15 protein-coding genes are annotated in these 13,900 nt (G+C 69.6%); 9 read left to right on the top strand and 6 right to left on the bottom strand.

Annotation, left to right across the window (positions count from 1 at the left end; all coding sequences use genetic code 11):
• Positions 1–7: 7 nt before the first annotated feature.
• The gene (locus tag RGD00_RS06910; protein WP_310456609.1) at positions 8–748 is read right to left on the bottom strand and encodes an alpha/beta hydrolase; all 741 of its coding nucleotides are present in this window, start codon (positions 746–748) and stop codon (positions 8–10) included.
• Positions 749–846: 98 nt separating this feature from the next.
• On the opposite strand from RGD00_RS06910, the gene RGD00_RS06905 reads away from it, so the two are divergent.
• Entirely contained in the window at positions 847–1,299 is a 453-nt protein-coding gene (locus RGD00_RS06905) for an NUDIX domain-containing protein (protein ID WP_310456572.1), read from the top strand.
• Here RGD00_RS06905 and RGD00_RS06900 read toward each other — a convergent pair whose 3' ends face one another.
• The 3 genes from RGD00_RS06900 to groES form a co-directional block, all read right to left on the bottom strand.
• On the bottom strand, positions 1,300–2,538 hold the full coding sequence (locus RGD00_RS06900; RefSeq protein ID WP_310456571.1) for a glycosyltransferase: 1,239 nt from the start codon (positions 2,536–2,538) through the stop codon (positions 1,300–1,302).
• A 140-nt stretch (positions 2,539–2,678) separates the two neighbouring features.
• Positions 2,679–4,316: a chaperonin GroEL gene (gene groL / locus RGD00_RS06895; protein WP_310456570.1), complete on the bottom strand. Its 1,638-nt coding sequence runs from the start codon at positions 4,314–4,316 to the stop codon at positions 2,679–2,681.
• 65 nt (positions 4,317–4,381) lie between these two features.
• Positions 4,382–4,669: a co-chaperone GroES gene (gene groES / locus RGD00_RS06890; protein WP_310456569.1), complete on the bottom strand. Its 288-nt coding sequence runs from the start codon at positions 4,667–4,669 to the stop codon at positions 4,382–4,384.
• A gap of 160 nt (positions 4,670–4,829) precedes the next feature.
• Between groES and RGD00_RS06885 the strand changes: the two genes are divergently transcribed.
• The 7 genes from RGD00_RS06885 (at position 4,830) to RGD00_RS06855 (ending at position 10,962) form a co-directional block, all read left to right on the top strand.
• On the top strand, positions 4,830–5,834 hold the full coding sequence (locus tag RGD00_RS06885) for a TraB/GumN family protein (RefSeq protein ID WP_310456568.1): 1,005 nt from the start codon (positions 4,830–4,832) through the stop codon (positions 5,832–5,834).
• A 109-nt stretch (positions 5,835–5,943) separates the two neighbouring features.
• Positions 5,944–6,861, top strand: a complete 918-nt coding sequence (locus RGD00_RS06880) for a manganese-dependent inorganic pyrophosphatase (protein WP_310456567.1) — start codon at positions 5,944–5,946, stop codon at positions 6,859–6,861.
• A 45-nt stretch (positions 6,862–6,906) separates the two neighbouring features.
• Complete coding sequence (locus tag RGD00_RS06875; protein WP_310456566.1) at positions 6,907–7,788, top strand: TIGR01459 family HAD-type hydrolase; 882 nt, start codon at positions 6,907–6,909, stop codon at positions 7,786–7,788.
• A 138-nt stretch (positions 7,789–7,926) separates the two neighbouring features.
• Positions 7,927–8,370 (top strand): MaoC family dehydratase, encoded by a 444-nt coding sequence (locus tag RGD00_RS06870; RefSeq protein WP_310456608.1) that lies wholly within the window; start codon positions 7,927–7,929, stop codon positions 8,368–8,370.
• Between the two features lie 39 nt (positions 8,371–8,409).
• Entirely contained in the window at positions 8,410–9,339 is a 930-nt protein-coding gene (locus tag RGD00_RS06865; RefSeq protein WP_310456565.1) for a bifunctional riboflavin kinase/FAD synthetase, read from the top strand.
• A gap of 145 nt (positions 9,340–9,484) precedes the next feature.
• Positions 9,485–9,937 (top strand): YcgN family cysteine cluster protein, encoded by a 453-nt coding sequence (locus RGD00_RS06860; RefSeq protein ID WP_310456564.1) that lies wholly within the window; start codon positions 9,485–9,487, stop codon positions 9,935–9,937.
• On the top strand, positions 9,937–10,962 hold the full coding sequence (locus tag RGD00_RS06855; RefSeq protein WP_310456563.1) for a threonine aldolase family protein: 1,026 nt from the start codon (positions 9,937–9,939) through the stop codon (positions 10,960–10,962). The genes RGD00_RS06860 and RGD00_RS06855 overlap by 1 nt, the downstream gene beginning before the upstream one ends.
• Before the next feature lie 281 nt (positions 10,963–11,243).
• Here the strand turns inward: RGD00_RS06855 and RGD00_RS06850 are convergent, their stop codons facing one another.
• Together RGD00_RS06850 and RGD00_RS06845 are read right to left on the bottom strand one after the other, a co-directional pair.
• Entirely contained in the window at positions 11,244–12,053 is an 810-nt protein-coding gene (locus RGD00_RS06850; protein ID WP_310456562.1) for an alpha/beta fold hydrolase, read from the bottom strand.
• A complete protein-coding gene (locus RGD00_RS06845; protein ID WP_310456561.1) occupies positions 12,050–12,649 on the bottom strand; it encodes a 2-hydroxychromene-2-carboxylate isomerase in 600 nt (199 codons plus the stop codon). The genes RGD00_RS06850 and RGD00_RS06845 overlap by 4 nt, the downstream gene beginning before the upstream one ends.
• Before the next feature lie 156 nt (positions 12,650–12,805).
• Here RGD00_RS06845 and RGD00_RS06840 point away from each other — a divergent pair, with 156 nt between their 5' ends.
• Positions 12,806–13,825 (top strand): ribose-phosphate pyrophosphokinase, encoded by a 1,020-nt coding sequence (locus RGD00_RS06840; RefSeq protein WP_310456560.1) that lies wholly within the window; start codon positions 12,806–12,808, stop codon positions 13,823–13,825.
• Positions 13,826–13,900: the final 75 nt, after the last annotated feature.

Genomic DNA, 13,900 nt, shown 5'->3' with positions numbered 1-13,900 from the left:
GTCAATCCTAGGGCAGCAGCCGCGCCACCGCCTCGACCCAGTTGGCCTCGGGGTCGAAGCGGCCGGTGGACAGAAAGGCCAGCACCTGCGCGATGACGATGGGCGAGTTCATCATGAACGTATGCGTCACCGGCAGCACGATATGGTCGGCCATCCCCGCCACGCGGGTGGAATCGACCGACACCTTGCCATCGTCGGGCCCCGCGATCAGCGCCGAATAGACCGGGTTCAGCGACCGGTCGCCCGCGATCACGCCAAGCGCGAAATCCACCGGCGGCAGGTGGCGCGGCACGCTGCCCTCGCCGGTGCCCAGTTCGTGCCCCGCGGGGCCGTTGATCCATTCGAAGGCGGCGATTTCCCCCAGGGCGTCGACCAGTTCGCTGCCCTGGTTGGGCGGACCCAGCATCACCACCCGGCCCGGATGCGTCAGGCGATGCGCCGTCAGCCAGATGCGCACGAGGATCCCGCCCATCGAATGGGTGACGAAATGCACCGCCCCCTCGGGGCCGCATTCGCGCACCGCCGGGCCGACGTAGTCGCGCGCCAGATCCTCCACCGGGGCGGTGGTCGAGGGATAGCCGCGGTTGACCACGCGATAGCCCGCACCCTCCAGCGCCGCGCGCATCAGCGCCAGCGACGCCTCGCTGCGGGCCAGCCCGTGCAGCAGCACCACGCAATCGGCCGCCCGGGCGGGCGCCGCGGCGGCAAGGGCCGCCACGAGGGCAAGAAGGATCGGCAGGCGCGGCATCGGGTCCTCGTCGGGCAACAGGGCAAAGGTAGGCGTGGCGGCGCCGCGATGCGAGAGGGGGAATGGACATTGCCCCCCGCCCGGCGCAGAAATCGCCCATGACCCTGCGTCCCGCCCGCCACCGCCTTGCCGTCCGCGCCCTGATCCTGCATCAGGACCGGCTGTTGCTGGTCAATGCCTGGCCCGGCGGGGTGTCGGATCTGTGGTGCGCGCCCGGCGGCGGGGCGGAACCGCACCAGTCGCTGCCCGACAACCTCGCCCGCGAGGTGCACGAGGAAACCGGGCTTGCCGTCGCCGTGGGCCGGCCGGTGCTGGTGAACGAATACCACGACCCGGCCAACGGCTTTCACCAGATCGAGGTCTTTTTCCGCTGCACCATCACCGGCGGCGCGCTGTCGCCCGACTGGCGCGACCCCGAGGGCGTGGTGACGGAACGGCGGTTCTTCGCCCGCGCCGAGATGGGCGCGATCCGGTTCAAGCCCGACAGCCTGCCGCAGGCGGCATGGGGCGAGGGGATCGGCTATGACCCGCTGGAGCCGCTGGCTCGCTGACTAGCGCCCCAGATGGGCGCGGATGATCGCGCTGCGGTGGCGGAACACCTCGTCGTCGCTGAACATCGCGCCATCGGCCGCCGCGGCCCGGATCGCCCCGGCGAGCCGCCCGCGGTCCCGCGCCAGCGCCGCCACCGCCCCGGCCAGCGCCGCCACATCGCCCTGCGGCACCAGCACCCCGCCGCCATGCCCGGCGATCAGATCGCGCGCGAAGGCCCCGTCATAGCCCAGGATCGGCGCGGCGGACACCAGCGCCTCGATCAGGCAGCGGGGCGATTCCGGGGTCTGGTGGCAGAAGAGGAAGAGATGCGCGCCCCGCAGCAGGCGCAGCACCGCCCCCCGGTCCTCGGTGAAGCCGGGCAGATCCACCCGCCCCGCCAGCAGCCCCCCATCGGCGGCCAGCCGGGCGCGCATCCAGGCCAGATCCTGCCCGTCGCCCAGCCAGGTGGCGCGGAAATCGACCCCTTCGGCGGCCAGCCTTTCCAGCACCGCGATCCAGTCGCGCGGGCCCTTCATCGGATCCGCCCGCCCGACATAGGCCAGACGCAACGGCCCCTCGGCCGCGCCGGCCGCCTTGGCCTTCAGCGCCGCGGGGGCGATGTGGTCGGCGCGCGACAGATGAATGTCATGCACCATATGGGGATTGCGGCTGAAGGGGGCATAGGCGGCAAAGGTCTCGCCGCCATGAAAAAGGCCGAGGTCCGCCCCCCGGATCACCGCGCGTTCCAGCGCCGCCATCGGCCGGTGCGTCAGCCGCGCCCGCAGCCGCGCGCGCCAGGGGCCCGGCTGCGCCGCCATGTGCCGCGTCACCGCCGATTCCACCCGGTCGGTCCAGACCGCATGCCGCCGGCCCATCCGGCGCGCCTCGAAACAGGCGACGGCGCCCCAGTCGCCGAACAGCCCGCCGATGGCGAAACTGAGGTAATCCGCCCGGTCGATCAGCGCGCGGATGCGACGGCGCGTGGCGGGCAGATGCCGCAGGAAGCGGTCGGGCCGCCAGGCCATGGGCAGCGCCGCGATCTCTATCCGCGCCACTGCCGGGCCGATGGCGGCGGCAGGCACCCACCCGGGCGGCGGCGCGCCGGGGGCAAGCGGCATCATCACGATCACCCGCGCAAAGTTCTCCGCCCAGAGCCGCAGCCCGTTGCAGGCCTGCGCCTCGACCAGCCAGCCGCCATCCGCCGCGCGATACAGCGGCACCGGCGCGTAGATGAGCAGCGTTCCGTCACTCTGGTCCATTCCGTTCCCATCCGCCTGCCGCGGCGCCCTCGTCCCTCTCCGTCAGGAACAACCTAGCCGCCCGCCCCACCGGGCACGAGCCCGGAATGCAGAAAGGGGGCCCGAAGGCCCCCTTCCCCTGATGGTTCCGCCAAGCGGGATTACATCATGCCGCCCATGCCGCCCATGTCGGGCATGCCGCCGGCCGGGGCCTTGGGCTCGGGCTTGTCGGCGATCATCGCTTCGGTGGTGATCAGCAGCGAGGCGACCGAGGCCGCATCTTCCAGCGCGGTGCGCACGACCTTGGCCGGGTCGATCACGCCGAACTTGAACATGTCGCCATATTCCTCGGTCTGCGCGTTGAAGCCGAAGTTCGCGTCGGACGATTCGCGCACCTTGCCGGCCACCACGGCGCCGTCGACGCCGGCGTTGGTGGCGATCTGGCGCAGCGGCGCTTCCAGCGCGCGGCGGATGATGGCGATGCCGGCATCCTGGTCGCTGTTGGCGCCCGTCAGCCCGTCGAGCGACTTCGCCGCCTGAACCAGCGCCACGCCGCCGCCGACGATCACGCCTTCCTGCACCGCGGCGCGGGTGGCGTTCAGCGCGTCGTCCACGCGGTCCTTGCGCTCTTTCACTTCGACTTCGGTCATGCCGCCGACGCGGATCACCGCGACGCCGCCCGCCAGTTTCGCCACACGCTCCTGCAGCTTCTCGCGGTCGTAGTCCGAGGTGGTTTCCTCGATCTGCGTGCGGATCTGGGTCACGCGGGCCTCGATCTCGGCCTTTTCACCGGCGCCGTCGACGACGGTGGTGTTGTCCTTGTTGATCGAGACCTTCTTGGCGCGGCCGAGCATGTCGATCGTGACGTTTTCCAGCTTCATGCCGAGGTCGTCCGAGATGACCTGGCCGCCGGTCAGGATCGCGATGTCCTGAAGCATGGCCTTGCGGCGGTCGCCGAAGCCCGGGGCCTTGACGGCAGCGATCTTGAGGCCGCCGCGCAGCTTGTTGACCACCAGGGTCGCCAGCGCCTCGCCCTCGACGTCTTCGGCGATGATCAGCAGCGGGCGCTGCGACTGGATCACGGCCTCGAGCAGCGGGACCATCGGTTGCAGCGACGACAGTTTCTTTTCGTGCAGCAGGATGTAGGCGTCTTCCAGTTCCGCGACCATCTTGTCGGCGTTGGTCACGAAATAGGGCGACAGGTAGCCGCGGTCGAACTGCATGCCCTCGACGACTTCGACCTCGGTCTCCATCCCCTTGTTTTCTTCGACGGTGATGACACCCTCGTTGCCGACCTTCTGCATCGCATCGGCGATGAAGCGGCCGATCTGGGCCTCGCCGTTGGCCGAAATGGTGCCGACCTGCGCGACTTCGTCGCTGTCCTTCACCGGGCGGGCGGCGGCCTTGATGGTCTCGACCACTTTCGCGGTGGCGGTGTCGATGCCGCGCTTGAGGTCCATCGGGTTCATGCCCGCGGCCACGGCCTTGAGGCCCTCGCGCACGATCGCCTGCGCCAGAACGGTCGCGGTGGTGGTGCCGTCGCCGGCCTCGTCATTGGTGCGGGAAGCGACTTCCTTCACCATCTGCGCGCCCATGTTCTCGAACTTGTCGGACAGTTCGATTTCCTTGGCGACGGACACGCCGTCCTTGGTGATGCGCGGGGCGCCGAACGATTTCTCGATCACCACGTTGCGGCCTTTCGGGCCCAGGGTGACTTTCACGGCATCGGCGAGGATGTTGACGCCGCGCAGCATGCGGTCGCGGGCGTCGGTATCGAAACGGACTTCCTTGGCAGCCATGTTGCTGTTCTCCTTGGATTATGGGATAGGGTGCGCGGCCTGCGCACCGATCTGGAAAAGCGGTCTCAGCCGATGATGCCGAGGATGTCGCTTTCCTTCATGATCAGCAGTTCTTCGCCATCCAGCGTCACTTCGGTGCCCGACCACTTGCCGAACAGGATGCGGTCGCCCGCCTTCACCGACGGCGCGATCAGCTCGCCCGAATCCTTGCGCGCGCCCTCGCCCACGGCGACGATCTCGCCCTCGGCGGGTTTTTCCTTGGCGGTGTCGGGGATGATCAGACCGCCCTTGGTCTTTTCCTCGCTCTGGACGCGGCGAACCAGCACGCGGTCATGCAGCGGTTTGAATGCCATCTGAAAACACTCCCTAGGTTTCAGGTTTCATGTTGGCACTCACCTTGTCCGAGTGCCAACGCGGGATCTAGGTAGTCAATGCGCCCGTCCCTGTCAACGGGGGCGGCGGCGGGGACGGCGGGGCCTTGGCGGGGGCCGGCGGGCGTGCGATACGGGGGGCATGTGGCACCGCCTGTTCCTTCGCCTTCTGCTGGCCGGCCTGTTTTTCGCCGCGGCGCAGCAAGCCGCGGCCGCCTGCGCCGGGCGCGACCTGATCGCCGCCCTGCCCGACGCGGATCGCCGGGCGCTTTACCGCGCCGCCGCCGCCGTGCCCTACCCCGAGGGCAATATCTGGCGCGCGCAGCGCGGGGATGCCGTGATCCATCTGGTCGGCACCTATCATCTGGACGATCCCCGCCACGACGCGCTGATGGACGCCATCGCGCCGCTCCTGTCGGATGCGCGCCTGCTGCTGGTCGAGGCGGGGCCGGAGGAACAGGCCCGCCTGACCGCCGATCTGGCCCAGAAGCCCGACATCATGTTCCTGACCGAAGGCCCCACCCTGCCCGAACTGCTGCCCGAGGCGGATTGGCAGGCGGTCATGGCGGCGATGCGGGCGCGGGGGGTGCCGGGGTTCATGGCGTCGAAATTCCGGCCCTGGTATGTGGCGATGCTGCTCGGCCTGCCGCCCTGCGCGCTGGAGGCGCTGAAGGCCGGGGCGGAGGGGCTCGACAACCGGCTGATCGCGGCGGCGCAGGCGCGGGGCCTGCCGGTGGCGGCGCTGGAACCGCATGACACGCTGTTCCGCATCTTCGAGGGGCTCGACCCCGCGCAGGAACTGGGCATGATCCGCGCCACGCTGCTGATGGCCGAGGATGCCGAAAACCAGGCGGTGACGCTGGCCAACGCCTATTTCCGCGGCCAGTCGCGGCTGATCTGGGAATTCACCCGCGCGCGGGCGCTGCACCAGCCGGGGCTGAGCACCGAAGAGGCCGCCGCGCAGATGGATCTGGCCGAATCCCTGCTGATGACCACGCGCAACCGCGCCTGGATCCCGGTGCTGACAGAGGCCGCAGGGCGCGGGCCGGTGCTGGCGGCCTTCGGCGCGCTGCACCTGCCCGGGGACACCGGCGTGCTGGCGCTGCTGGCGGCAGAGGGGTTCACCATCGCGCGGCTGGACGGGTAGATGCCGCAACGCAGAAAATCGCCCCGGGGCGGATGACATTCCACCGGCCCTCGGCTAAAAGGCCGGTGTTTTCCACAGCCGGCCACAAGCCAGACGCAAGGAACCAGACATGATCAAGGTATTCGGCCACAAGGCCCCCGACACCGATTCGACCGGCTCTCCCATCATCTGGGCCTGGTATCTGACCGCCATCAAGGGCACCCCGGCCGAGGCGAAGCTTCTGGGCGAACCCAATACCGAGGCGGCCTTCGTGCTGAAACGGTGGGATCTGCCGAAGCCCGAGATCATCGCCGACGTGGCCGCGGGCGACGACGTGGTGATCGTGGACACCAACAACCCCGCCGAACTGCCGCCCTCGGTCAACGACGCGAACATCATCCAGATCATCGACCACCACCTGCTGGCCGGCGGCCTGAAAACCAGGGGGCCGATCGACATCACCATCCGCCCGCTCGCCTGTACCGCGACGATCATGCACGACCTGATCGGCGACGACATGGCCAGCATGCCGGAAAACGTCAAATGCGCGATGCTGTCCTGCATCCTGTCGGACACGCTGGAATTCCGCAGCCCCACCACCACGCCGCATGACCGCGCGGTGGCGGAAAAGCTGGCGCGCGAACTGGGCATCTCGATCCCCGACTATGCAGAGGAACTGTTCGCGGCGAAATCGGATGTGTCGGCCTTTTCGGATGCCGAACTGCTGCGCATGGACAGCAAGGAATATGAGGTCGCGGGCAAGCAGTTGCGCGTCTCGGTGCTGGAAACCACCGCGCCCCGCGTCCTGCTGGACCGCAAGGACAGCCTGATGGCCGCCATGCCCGGCGTCGCCGCCGAGGACGGGGCCGATCAGGTGCTGCTGTTCGTCGTCGACATCCTGAAGGAAGAGGCGACGCTGCTGGTGCCCAACGATCTGGTGAAACGGATCGCCGAGGCGTCCTTCGCCTGCACGGTCACGGGCGACACGGTGGTCCTGCCCGGCGTCATGAGCCGGAAAAAGCAGATCATCCCGGCGCTCAAGATCTGATCCGCAAGGGGCGCCTCGGCGCCCCTTCCCATGAACAGGACCGCCATGACCCGCCTCATCACCGCGCTGGCCGAGATTTCCGCCGATTACGACGCGCTTTTCTGCGATCTCTGGGGGTGCCTGCACAACGGGCGCGAACCCTTCGCCCCCGCGGTGGCGGCACTGGCGGCGTTCCGCGCCCGGGGCGGCGCGGTGGTGCTGCTGACGAACGCCCCCCGGCCCAAGCCCTCGGTCGTCCGGCAACTGGATACGATCGGCGTGCCGCGGGATGTGTATGACGAGGTGGTGACATCGGGCGATGCGGCGCAGGCGGCGCTGGTGGCGGGCGCGGTGGGGCGGCGGGTCTGGCATCTGGGCCCGCCCAAGGACGACACCTTCTTCACCGAGATGGCCGACGACCTGACCGGCGGCGAGACCATCACCCGCGTGCCGCTGGCAGAGGCCGAAGGCATCGTCTGCACCGGCCTTTTCAACGACATGACCGAGACGCCCGAGGATTACCGGGGCCAGTTGCTGCTGGCCAAGGTCAACGGGCTCAAGATGCTCTGCGCCAATCCCGACATCGCGGTGGATTACGGCGACAAGCGGCTCTACTGCGCGGGGTCGCTGGCGCAGCTTTACACCGAGATGGGGGGCACCGCGCTTTATTTCGGCAAGCCGCATCCGCCGATCTACGACCTTGCACGCCGGCGGCTGGCCGCGATCCGCCCCGACATCGCACCCGACCGCATCCTTGCCGTGGGCGACGGCATCGCCACCGACGTGGCCGGGGCAGAGGGCGAGGGGCTGGACGCGCTTTTCGTCACCGGGGGTCTGGCGGCGGCGGAATTCGGCGCCGACCCGGCGGCGCCCGATGCAGGGCGGTTGCAGGCGTGGCTGGATGCGCGGCAGATGGCGCCGCGCTATGCCATCGGGCGGTTGGGGTGAAACCGGCGGGAAACATTCTTTCCCGTCAAACCGAATCCTTGTAAACTTGTTGCGCACCGGATTGCGCTGCATCGCGGCATGATGTATATGCTGCAACAGCCCAATCCCCCGGCAGAGGCCAAGGTCAAGGTGAACGACATGCTCGACAACATGCCCCGCGGCACGATCTGCATCGAAGACATCGAGATCGGCATGACCCGCCATCTGCGCAAGCAGGTGACGGATCGCGATATCGAACTCTTCGCCGAGGTCTCGACCGACCGCAACCCGGTGCATCTGGACGACGACTATGCCCGCGACACGATCTTCGAGGGGCGAATCGCGCATGGCATGCTGACGGCGGGGCTGATCTCTGCCGTGATCGGCGAACAGCTGCCCGGCCACGGCACCGTCTATCTGGGGCAGAGCCTGAAATTCATGGCCCCCGTGCGCCCCGGCGACACGGTTCTGGCAGAGGTCAGGGTGACGGCCATCGACCATGCGCGCCGCCGTGTCACCCTTGAAACCCATTGCGCCGTGGGCGATACGGTGGTCCTGAAAGGCGAGGCGCTGGTTCTGGCGCCGAGCCGCAAGTTCGACTGACGGCGGACGCCCCCGCGCATCCGCGGTTTGCGGGGGAAGATGCAACGACACCGGCATTGGCAACGGCTTTCCGCCGCGGACAGGGGCGCCTCGGTCGCGATGGGCAATTTCGATGGCGTGCATATCGGCCATCAGGCGGTGATCGACATCGCGCGCCGCCCGGACCTGCCGCTCGGCGTGGTGACGTTCGAACCCCATCCCCGCGAATTCTTTGCCCCCGAGGCCCCGCCCTTCCGGCTGATGAGCCCCGCCGCCCGCGCCAGCCGCCTGTCCAAGCTGGGGGTGGATCACCTTTACGAACTGCCCTTCGACGCCCGCCTCGCCGCGCTTACGCCCGAGGAATTCGTGGCCGAGGTGCTCCATGACGGTCTCGGGGTCCGCCATGTCGTGGTGGGCGAGGATTTCCGCTTCGGCCGCGGCCGGCAGGGCGATGCGGCGGCGCTGCGCGCGCTTGGCGCCGCCCACGGGATCGCGGTGTCGGTCGCCGGCACGGTGGAAACCCCGGGCGGCGGGCAGGTGTCCTCGACGGCGATCCGCACCGCGCTGACCGAGGGCCGCCCGCGCGACGCCGCCCGGATGCTGGGCCACTGGCACCGGATCGAGGGGCCGGTGCTGCATGGCGCGAAGCGGGGGCGCGATCTGGGTTTCCCGACCGCCAACATGTCGCTCGACCGGCTGCACCTGCCGCGGCTCGGCGTCTATGCGGTGCGGGTGGATGTGCGCGACGGGCCGCAGGCGGGCAGCTATCTGGGCGCCGCCAGCCTCGGCGTGCGGCCCATGTTCGGGGTGAACCAGCCCAATCTGGAAACCTTCATCTTCGACTTCGCGGGCGACCTTTACGGCCGCAACCTGTCGGTCGCGCTGGTGGACTATCTGCGCCCCGAAGCCGCCTTCGACAGCCTCGACGCGCTGATCGCCCAGATGCAGGAGGATTGCGCCCGCGCCCGCGACATCCTCGCCGCGTCATGACGATGTGCGCACCGCCCATCACTTTCTGTCCCCAAATATCCCCGCCGGAGGCTCCCGCCCTCTCCTCCGAGGCAAAGGCCGGGCAAGGCCCCGCCATCCTCGCGGCCCCCTTCCCTTTTCCCCGCCCCGCAGGCAAGACTCGCCCATGACCAAGCTTCGCCCCCGCTTCTGGGAAACCGTCCCCTTGAACCGCATGACCCCTGCGGAATGGGAATCCCTGTGCGATGGCTGCGGCAAGTGCTGCCTGAACAAGATCGAGTTCGAGGATACGGGCGAGGTCGCCTTCACCCGGGTGGCCTGCCGGCTGCTGGATGGCGAGACCTGCCGCTGCACCCAATACCCCATCCGTCACCAGTTCGTGCCCGACTGCGTGGTGCTGACCCCGAAAAAGCTGCCCGAGGTCGCCTATTGGCTGCCCCGCAGCTGCGCCTATCGGCTGCTCTACGAAGGCCAGCCCCTGCCGGACTGGCACCCGCTGCGCACGGGCGACCCGGAATCGGTGCATGCGGCGGGGGCCTCGGTGCGCGGCTGGACGGTGCCGGAATACGAGGTGACGGAAGACGACTGGGAAGACTACCTGATCGAGGAAGAGCCCTGATGTTCTTCGCCTCCGACAACGGCGCGCCCTGCCCGGCGCCGGTGATGGCGGCGCTGGCGGCGGCGAACGACGGCCCGGCGATGCCCTATGGCGCGGATCCGCTGACCGCGCGGGCGGTGGCGATGATCCGCGACCTGTTCGAGGCGCCGGGGGCCGCGGTGCATCTGGTCGCCACCGGCACGGCGGCGAATGCGCTGGCGCTCGGCGCCGTTTGCCCGGCCTATGGCGCGGTGTTCTGCGCCGATCAGGCGCATATACTGCACGACGAATGCGGCGCGCCGGAATTCTATACCGGCGGGGCGAAACTGCTGCCCGTCGCCGCCCCCGACGGGCGGATGGACCCGGCGGCGCTGGCCGCGGCGGTGGACCGGCTGGCGGGGGCGGGTGTGCATGCGGTGCGGCCGGCGGCGGTCAGCCTGTCGAACCTGTCGGAACTCGGCACCCTTCATACGCCTGCGCAGGTGGCGGAACTGGCCGCCATCGCCCATGCGCGGGGGCTGGCGGTGCATATGGACGGCGCGCGGCTGGCCAATGCGCTGGCCACGGCGGGCTGTTCCCCGGCAGAGGCGACATGGAAGGCCGGGGTGGATGTCCTGTCGCTCGGCGGGACCAAGAACGGGCTGATGGGGGCAGAGGCGGTCGTCATCTTCGACCCCGCCCGCGCGGCGGATTTCGACCGCCGGCGCAAGCGGGGCGGGCATCTTTTGTCCAAGCACCGCTATCTGGCGGCGCAGATCGCGGCATGGCTGGAAGGCGGGTTGTGGCTCGACCTCGCCACGCGGGCGAACGCGATGGCGGCGCGGCTGGCGGCGGGCATCGCGGCGCTGCCGGGCGGGCGCCTGCTGCACCCCGTGCAGGGCAACATGGTCTTTGCCACCCTGCCCGCCCCATCCCTGGCCCGGGCGCGGGCGGCGGGGGCCAGGTTCTACCCGCATGGGGACGGCCACGGGGCCGTGCGGCTCGTCGCCTCCTGGGCCACCACGGCGGCAGAGGTGGACGGGTTCCTCGCCGCCCTGCGCGGCTGAACGGGGACGGATCGCCCTTTGCACACCGCTCGGGCCGGGCGGGATCAGGAAACGCGCTGCGTTTCCCCCGCCCGTTCGCGCGGCGGTGCCGCTAGGAACGGAGATGCCGGGCAACCCGGGTAGGCCAGCGCCTGCCCCGGCGGGCGAGAAGCGCCCGCCATGGGCGGGGCGGGCGCTGGCCGGGGGCTTGGGGCCCCCGGCCGGGGCAACGCAATCTGCATCGCGGTGGCGAAGGCACGCGCCTTCGCCAGACAAATCGGCGGGGCCGCAAGGCGCGCGCCCTACGTCGGTTCCGCCAGCATCGCGCGCAGCCCGGCCGCCACCGCGGCGGAATGGGTGATCGGCAGCATATGCCCCGCCCCCGGCACCACCAGCCGGCGCGCGTCGGGAATGCGGCGGGCGAGTTCGCCCATGATCGCGCCGATGACCGGGGGCGAGGCGCCGCCCTCGGCCAGCAGCACCGGCATCGGCAGCGATTCGAGGCCCCCGGGCCGCAGCAGCCCCGCGCTGTCCTGCGCCAGATAGGGATCCTGCGCCACGATCAGGCCCATGCGGTCCACGATATAGCGCCGCTGGCGTTCGGGCAGCGCGTCCAGCGCGATACCGTTGCCCCATTCGGCATGGAACAGCGCCGCCGCATCCTCGCGCCGCCCCTCGCGCCAGGCCTGCGCAAAGGGGGCCTGCGCGGTGTCGGCGGCATAGTGCGCGGGGTCGGCCCGATGGGCGGCCGCGAACAGCACCGGTTCGATCAGCGTCAGGCTGCGCACCCGTTCGGGCCGTTCCAGCGCCAGCCGCAGCGCGACGGTGCCGCCGAAGGAATGGCCGATCAGGTCCACCGGCCCCTGCGCCGCGAAATGCGCCGCGATGTCGGTGGACAGCCGGTGCAGGTCGGTCCCGCCGTCCCAGTCCGCCGTCCGCCCGTGGCCCGGCATGTCCACCGCCGTCATCGTCAGAAGATCGCCCAACCGTTCGCCCACCGCCGCCCAGGCCCCGGCATGGGCCAGCGAACAATGCAGCGCCAGCGCCGGGCGCGGCCCGTGGCCGAACACCCGCCAGGCGGTGCGATGGCCGGCGATGACCGCCTCGGTCATCGCGCCTGCCCCGCAAGGTGACGGTCGAGGAAATCCAGCCGGTCCTGCCCCCAGAAACATTCCTGCCCGACGACATAGAACGGCATGCCGAACACGCCCGCGGCCACCGCATCTTCCAGATTGCGGCCATAGGTTTCGGCCCCGGTGAAAAGGCCCTTGTCGGCCAGCGCGGGGTCGAAGCCATGGGCGGCCAGCAGATCGCGGATCACCTCGTCCTCGGCGATGTTGCGCCCCTCGGCCCAGACCGCGCGCAGAAAGGCATGCACCAGCCCGCCCGGATCGCCCCCGCCCGCGGTCTGCGCCGCGATCACGGCGTAAGAGGCGGGCGCCGGGTTGGTTGGAAAGAACGCCGGCTGCGGGTCGAGCTTCATCCCCAGATGGTCCGACCAGCGGCGCAGTTCCTGCAGGCGATAGGCGCGGCGGCTTTCGTGCCGTTCGGGCAGCATCTTGCCCCCGGTGCGGGCGAACAGCCCCGCCGGATCGACGGGTTTGTAGGTGATGCCCGCGCCGTGGCGGGCGGCGATGCCTTCCAGCCGCTGGCCGGCGAGGTAGCACCAGGGCGACAGAAGCGTGAAATAGTAATCGACATGGGCCATGCTGCGGTCCCCCTGGCTGGCTGTGCGGGGCAATTTCGCCGCCCCCGCGCCAACATGCAACCCGTGCCGTCATCGCCCGGGTTTGCAAGCCGCAAGGCGGGTGATAAGCGGGAACGGAATCCCGAATCCGCCCGGATGCTGCCCGAAGGACCCCCCATGCCCGTGATGACCGAGCCGAAGCTGATTTCCGGCAACGCCAACCGTACCCTAGCTTCCGCCATCGCGCGCCGCATGTCGATGCATCGCGGCATGTCGGTGAACCTGCTGAATGCGCGGGTCGAACGCTTCAACGATCAGGAAATCTTCGTCGAGGTCTACGAAAACGTCCGCGGCGAGGACATGTTCATCATCCAGCCGACCTCGAACCCGGCCAATGACAACCTGATGGAACTGCTGATCATCACCGACGCGCTGCGCCGGTCCTCGGCGGCGCGCATCACGGCGGTGATCCCCTATTTCGGCTATGCCCGGCAAGACCGCCGCGCCAAGGCGCGCACCCCCATTTCGGCGAAACTGGTGGCGAACCTGCTGACCGAGGCGGGGGTGGAACGGGTGCTGACGCTCGACCTGCATGCGGCGCAGATCCAGGGGTTCTTCGACATCCCGGTGGACAACCTCTATGCCGCGCCGATCTTCGCGATGGATGTGGAACACCAGTTCCGCGGGCGGCTGGACAATGTGACCATCGTGTCGCCGGATGTGGGCGGCGTGGCGCGGGCGCGGGAACTGGCCAAGCGCATCGGCTGCGCGCTGGCCATCGTGGACAAGCGGCGCGAACGTGCGGGCGAGGTGGCCGAGATGACGGTGATCGGCGACGTGCGGGGGCAGACCTGCATCATCGTCGACGACATCTGCGATACCGCGGGCACGCTGGTGAAGGCCGCCGACCTGCTGATGGAAAACGGCGCGACCGAGGTGCACAGCTACATCACCCATGGCGTGCTGTCGGGTCCGGCGGTGGAACGGGTGGCGAAATCGCAGATGAAATCGCTGGTCATCACCGATTCGATCGAGCCTTCGGCCGCCGTGCGCGCGACCCCCAACATCCGCATCGTGCCCACGGCGCCGCTCTTCGCGCAGGCGATCCTGAACATCTGGAACGGCACCTCGGTATCCTCGCTGTTCGAGGTCGAGACGCTGCAACCGATCTACGAGGGGCTCTATCCGCGGCCCTGAGGCGGGGCGGATCGTCCGTCCGCCCTTCCGCTCTGGCCGGCGAAGGCGCGTGCCTTCGCCACCACGATGCCATGA

The sequence above is a fragment of the Ruixingdingia sedimenti genome (assembly GCF_031432425.1).
GTDB lineage: Bacteria > Pseudomonadota > Alphaproteobacteria > Rhodobacterales > Rhodobacteraceae > Ruixingdingia > Ruixingdingia sedimenti.
The sequence above is the reverse complement of the archived record's forward strand: the minus strand, read 5'-3'. Positions and strand labels throughout refer to the sequence as shown.

Excerpts from the sequence above, each read along its gene's own strand:
- groL (WP_310456570.1), bottom strand. The coding sequence starts at position 4,316 with ATGGCTGCCAAGGAAGTCCGTTTCGATACCGACGCCCGCGACCGCATG.
- RGD00_RS06855 (WP_310456563.1), top strand. The coding sequence starts at position 9,937 with ATGTTCTTCGCCTCCGACAACGGCGCGCCCTGCCCGGCGCCGGTGATG.
- RGD00_RS06840 (WP_310456560.1), top strand. The coding sequence starts at position 12,806 with ATGCCCGTGATGACCGAGCCGAAGCTGATTTCCGGCAACGCCAACCGT.
- groES (WP_310456569.1), bottom strand. The coding sequence starts at position 4,669 with ATGGCATTCAAACCGCTGCATGACCGCGTGCTGGTTCGCCGCGTCCAG.
- RGD00_RS06900 (WP_310456571.1), bottom strand. The coding sequence starts at position 2,538 with ATGGACCAGAGTGACGGAACGCTGCTCATCTACGCGCCGGTGCCGCTG.
- RGD00_RS06875 (WP_310456566.1), top strand. The coding sequence starts at position 6,907 with ATGACCCGCCTCATCACCGCGCTGGCCGAGATTTCCGCCGATTACGAC.
- RGD00_RS06910 (WP_310456609.1), bottom strand. The coding sequence starts at position 748 with ATGCCGCGCCTGCCGATCCTTCTTGCCCTCGTGGCGGCCCTTGCCGCC.
- RGD00_RS06880 (WP_310456567.1), top strand. The coding sequence starts at position 5,944 with ATGATCAAGGTATTCGGCCACAAGGCCCCCGACACCGATTCGACCGGC.
- RGD00_RS06860 (WP_310456564.1), top strand. The coding sequence starts at position 9,485 with ATGACCAAGCTTCGCCCCCGCTTCTGGGAAACCGTCCCCTTGAACCGC.
- RGD00_RS06865 (WP_310456565.1), top strand. The coding sequence starts at position 8,410 with ATGCAACGACACCGGCATTGGCAACGGCTTTCCGCCGCGGACAGGGGC.
- RGD00_RS06885 (WP_310456568.1), top strand. The coding sequence starts at position 4,830 with ATGTGGCACCGCCTGTTCCTTCGCCTTCTGCTGGCCGGCCTGTTTTTC.
- RGD00_RS06845 (WP_310456561.1), bottom strand. The coding sequence starts at position 12,649 with ATGGCCCATGTCGATTACTATTTCACGCTTCTGTCGCCCTGGTGCTAC.
- RGD00_RS06905 (WP_310456572.1), top strand. The coding sequence starts at position 847 with ATGACCCTGCGTCCCGCCCGCCACCGCCTTGCCGTCCGCGCCCTGATC.
- RGD00_RS06870 (WP_310456608.1), top strand. The coding sequence starts at position 7,927 with ATGCTCGACAACATGCCCCGCGGCACGATCTGCATCGAAGACATCGAG.
- RGD00_RS06850 (WP_310456562.1), bottom strand. The coding sequence starts at position 12,053 with ATGACCGAGGCGGTCATCGCCGGCCATCGCACCGCCTGGCGGGTGTTC.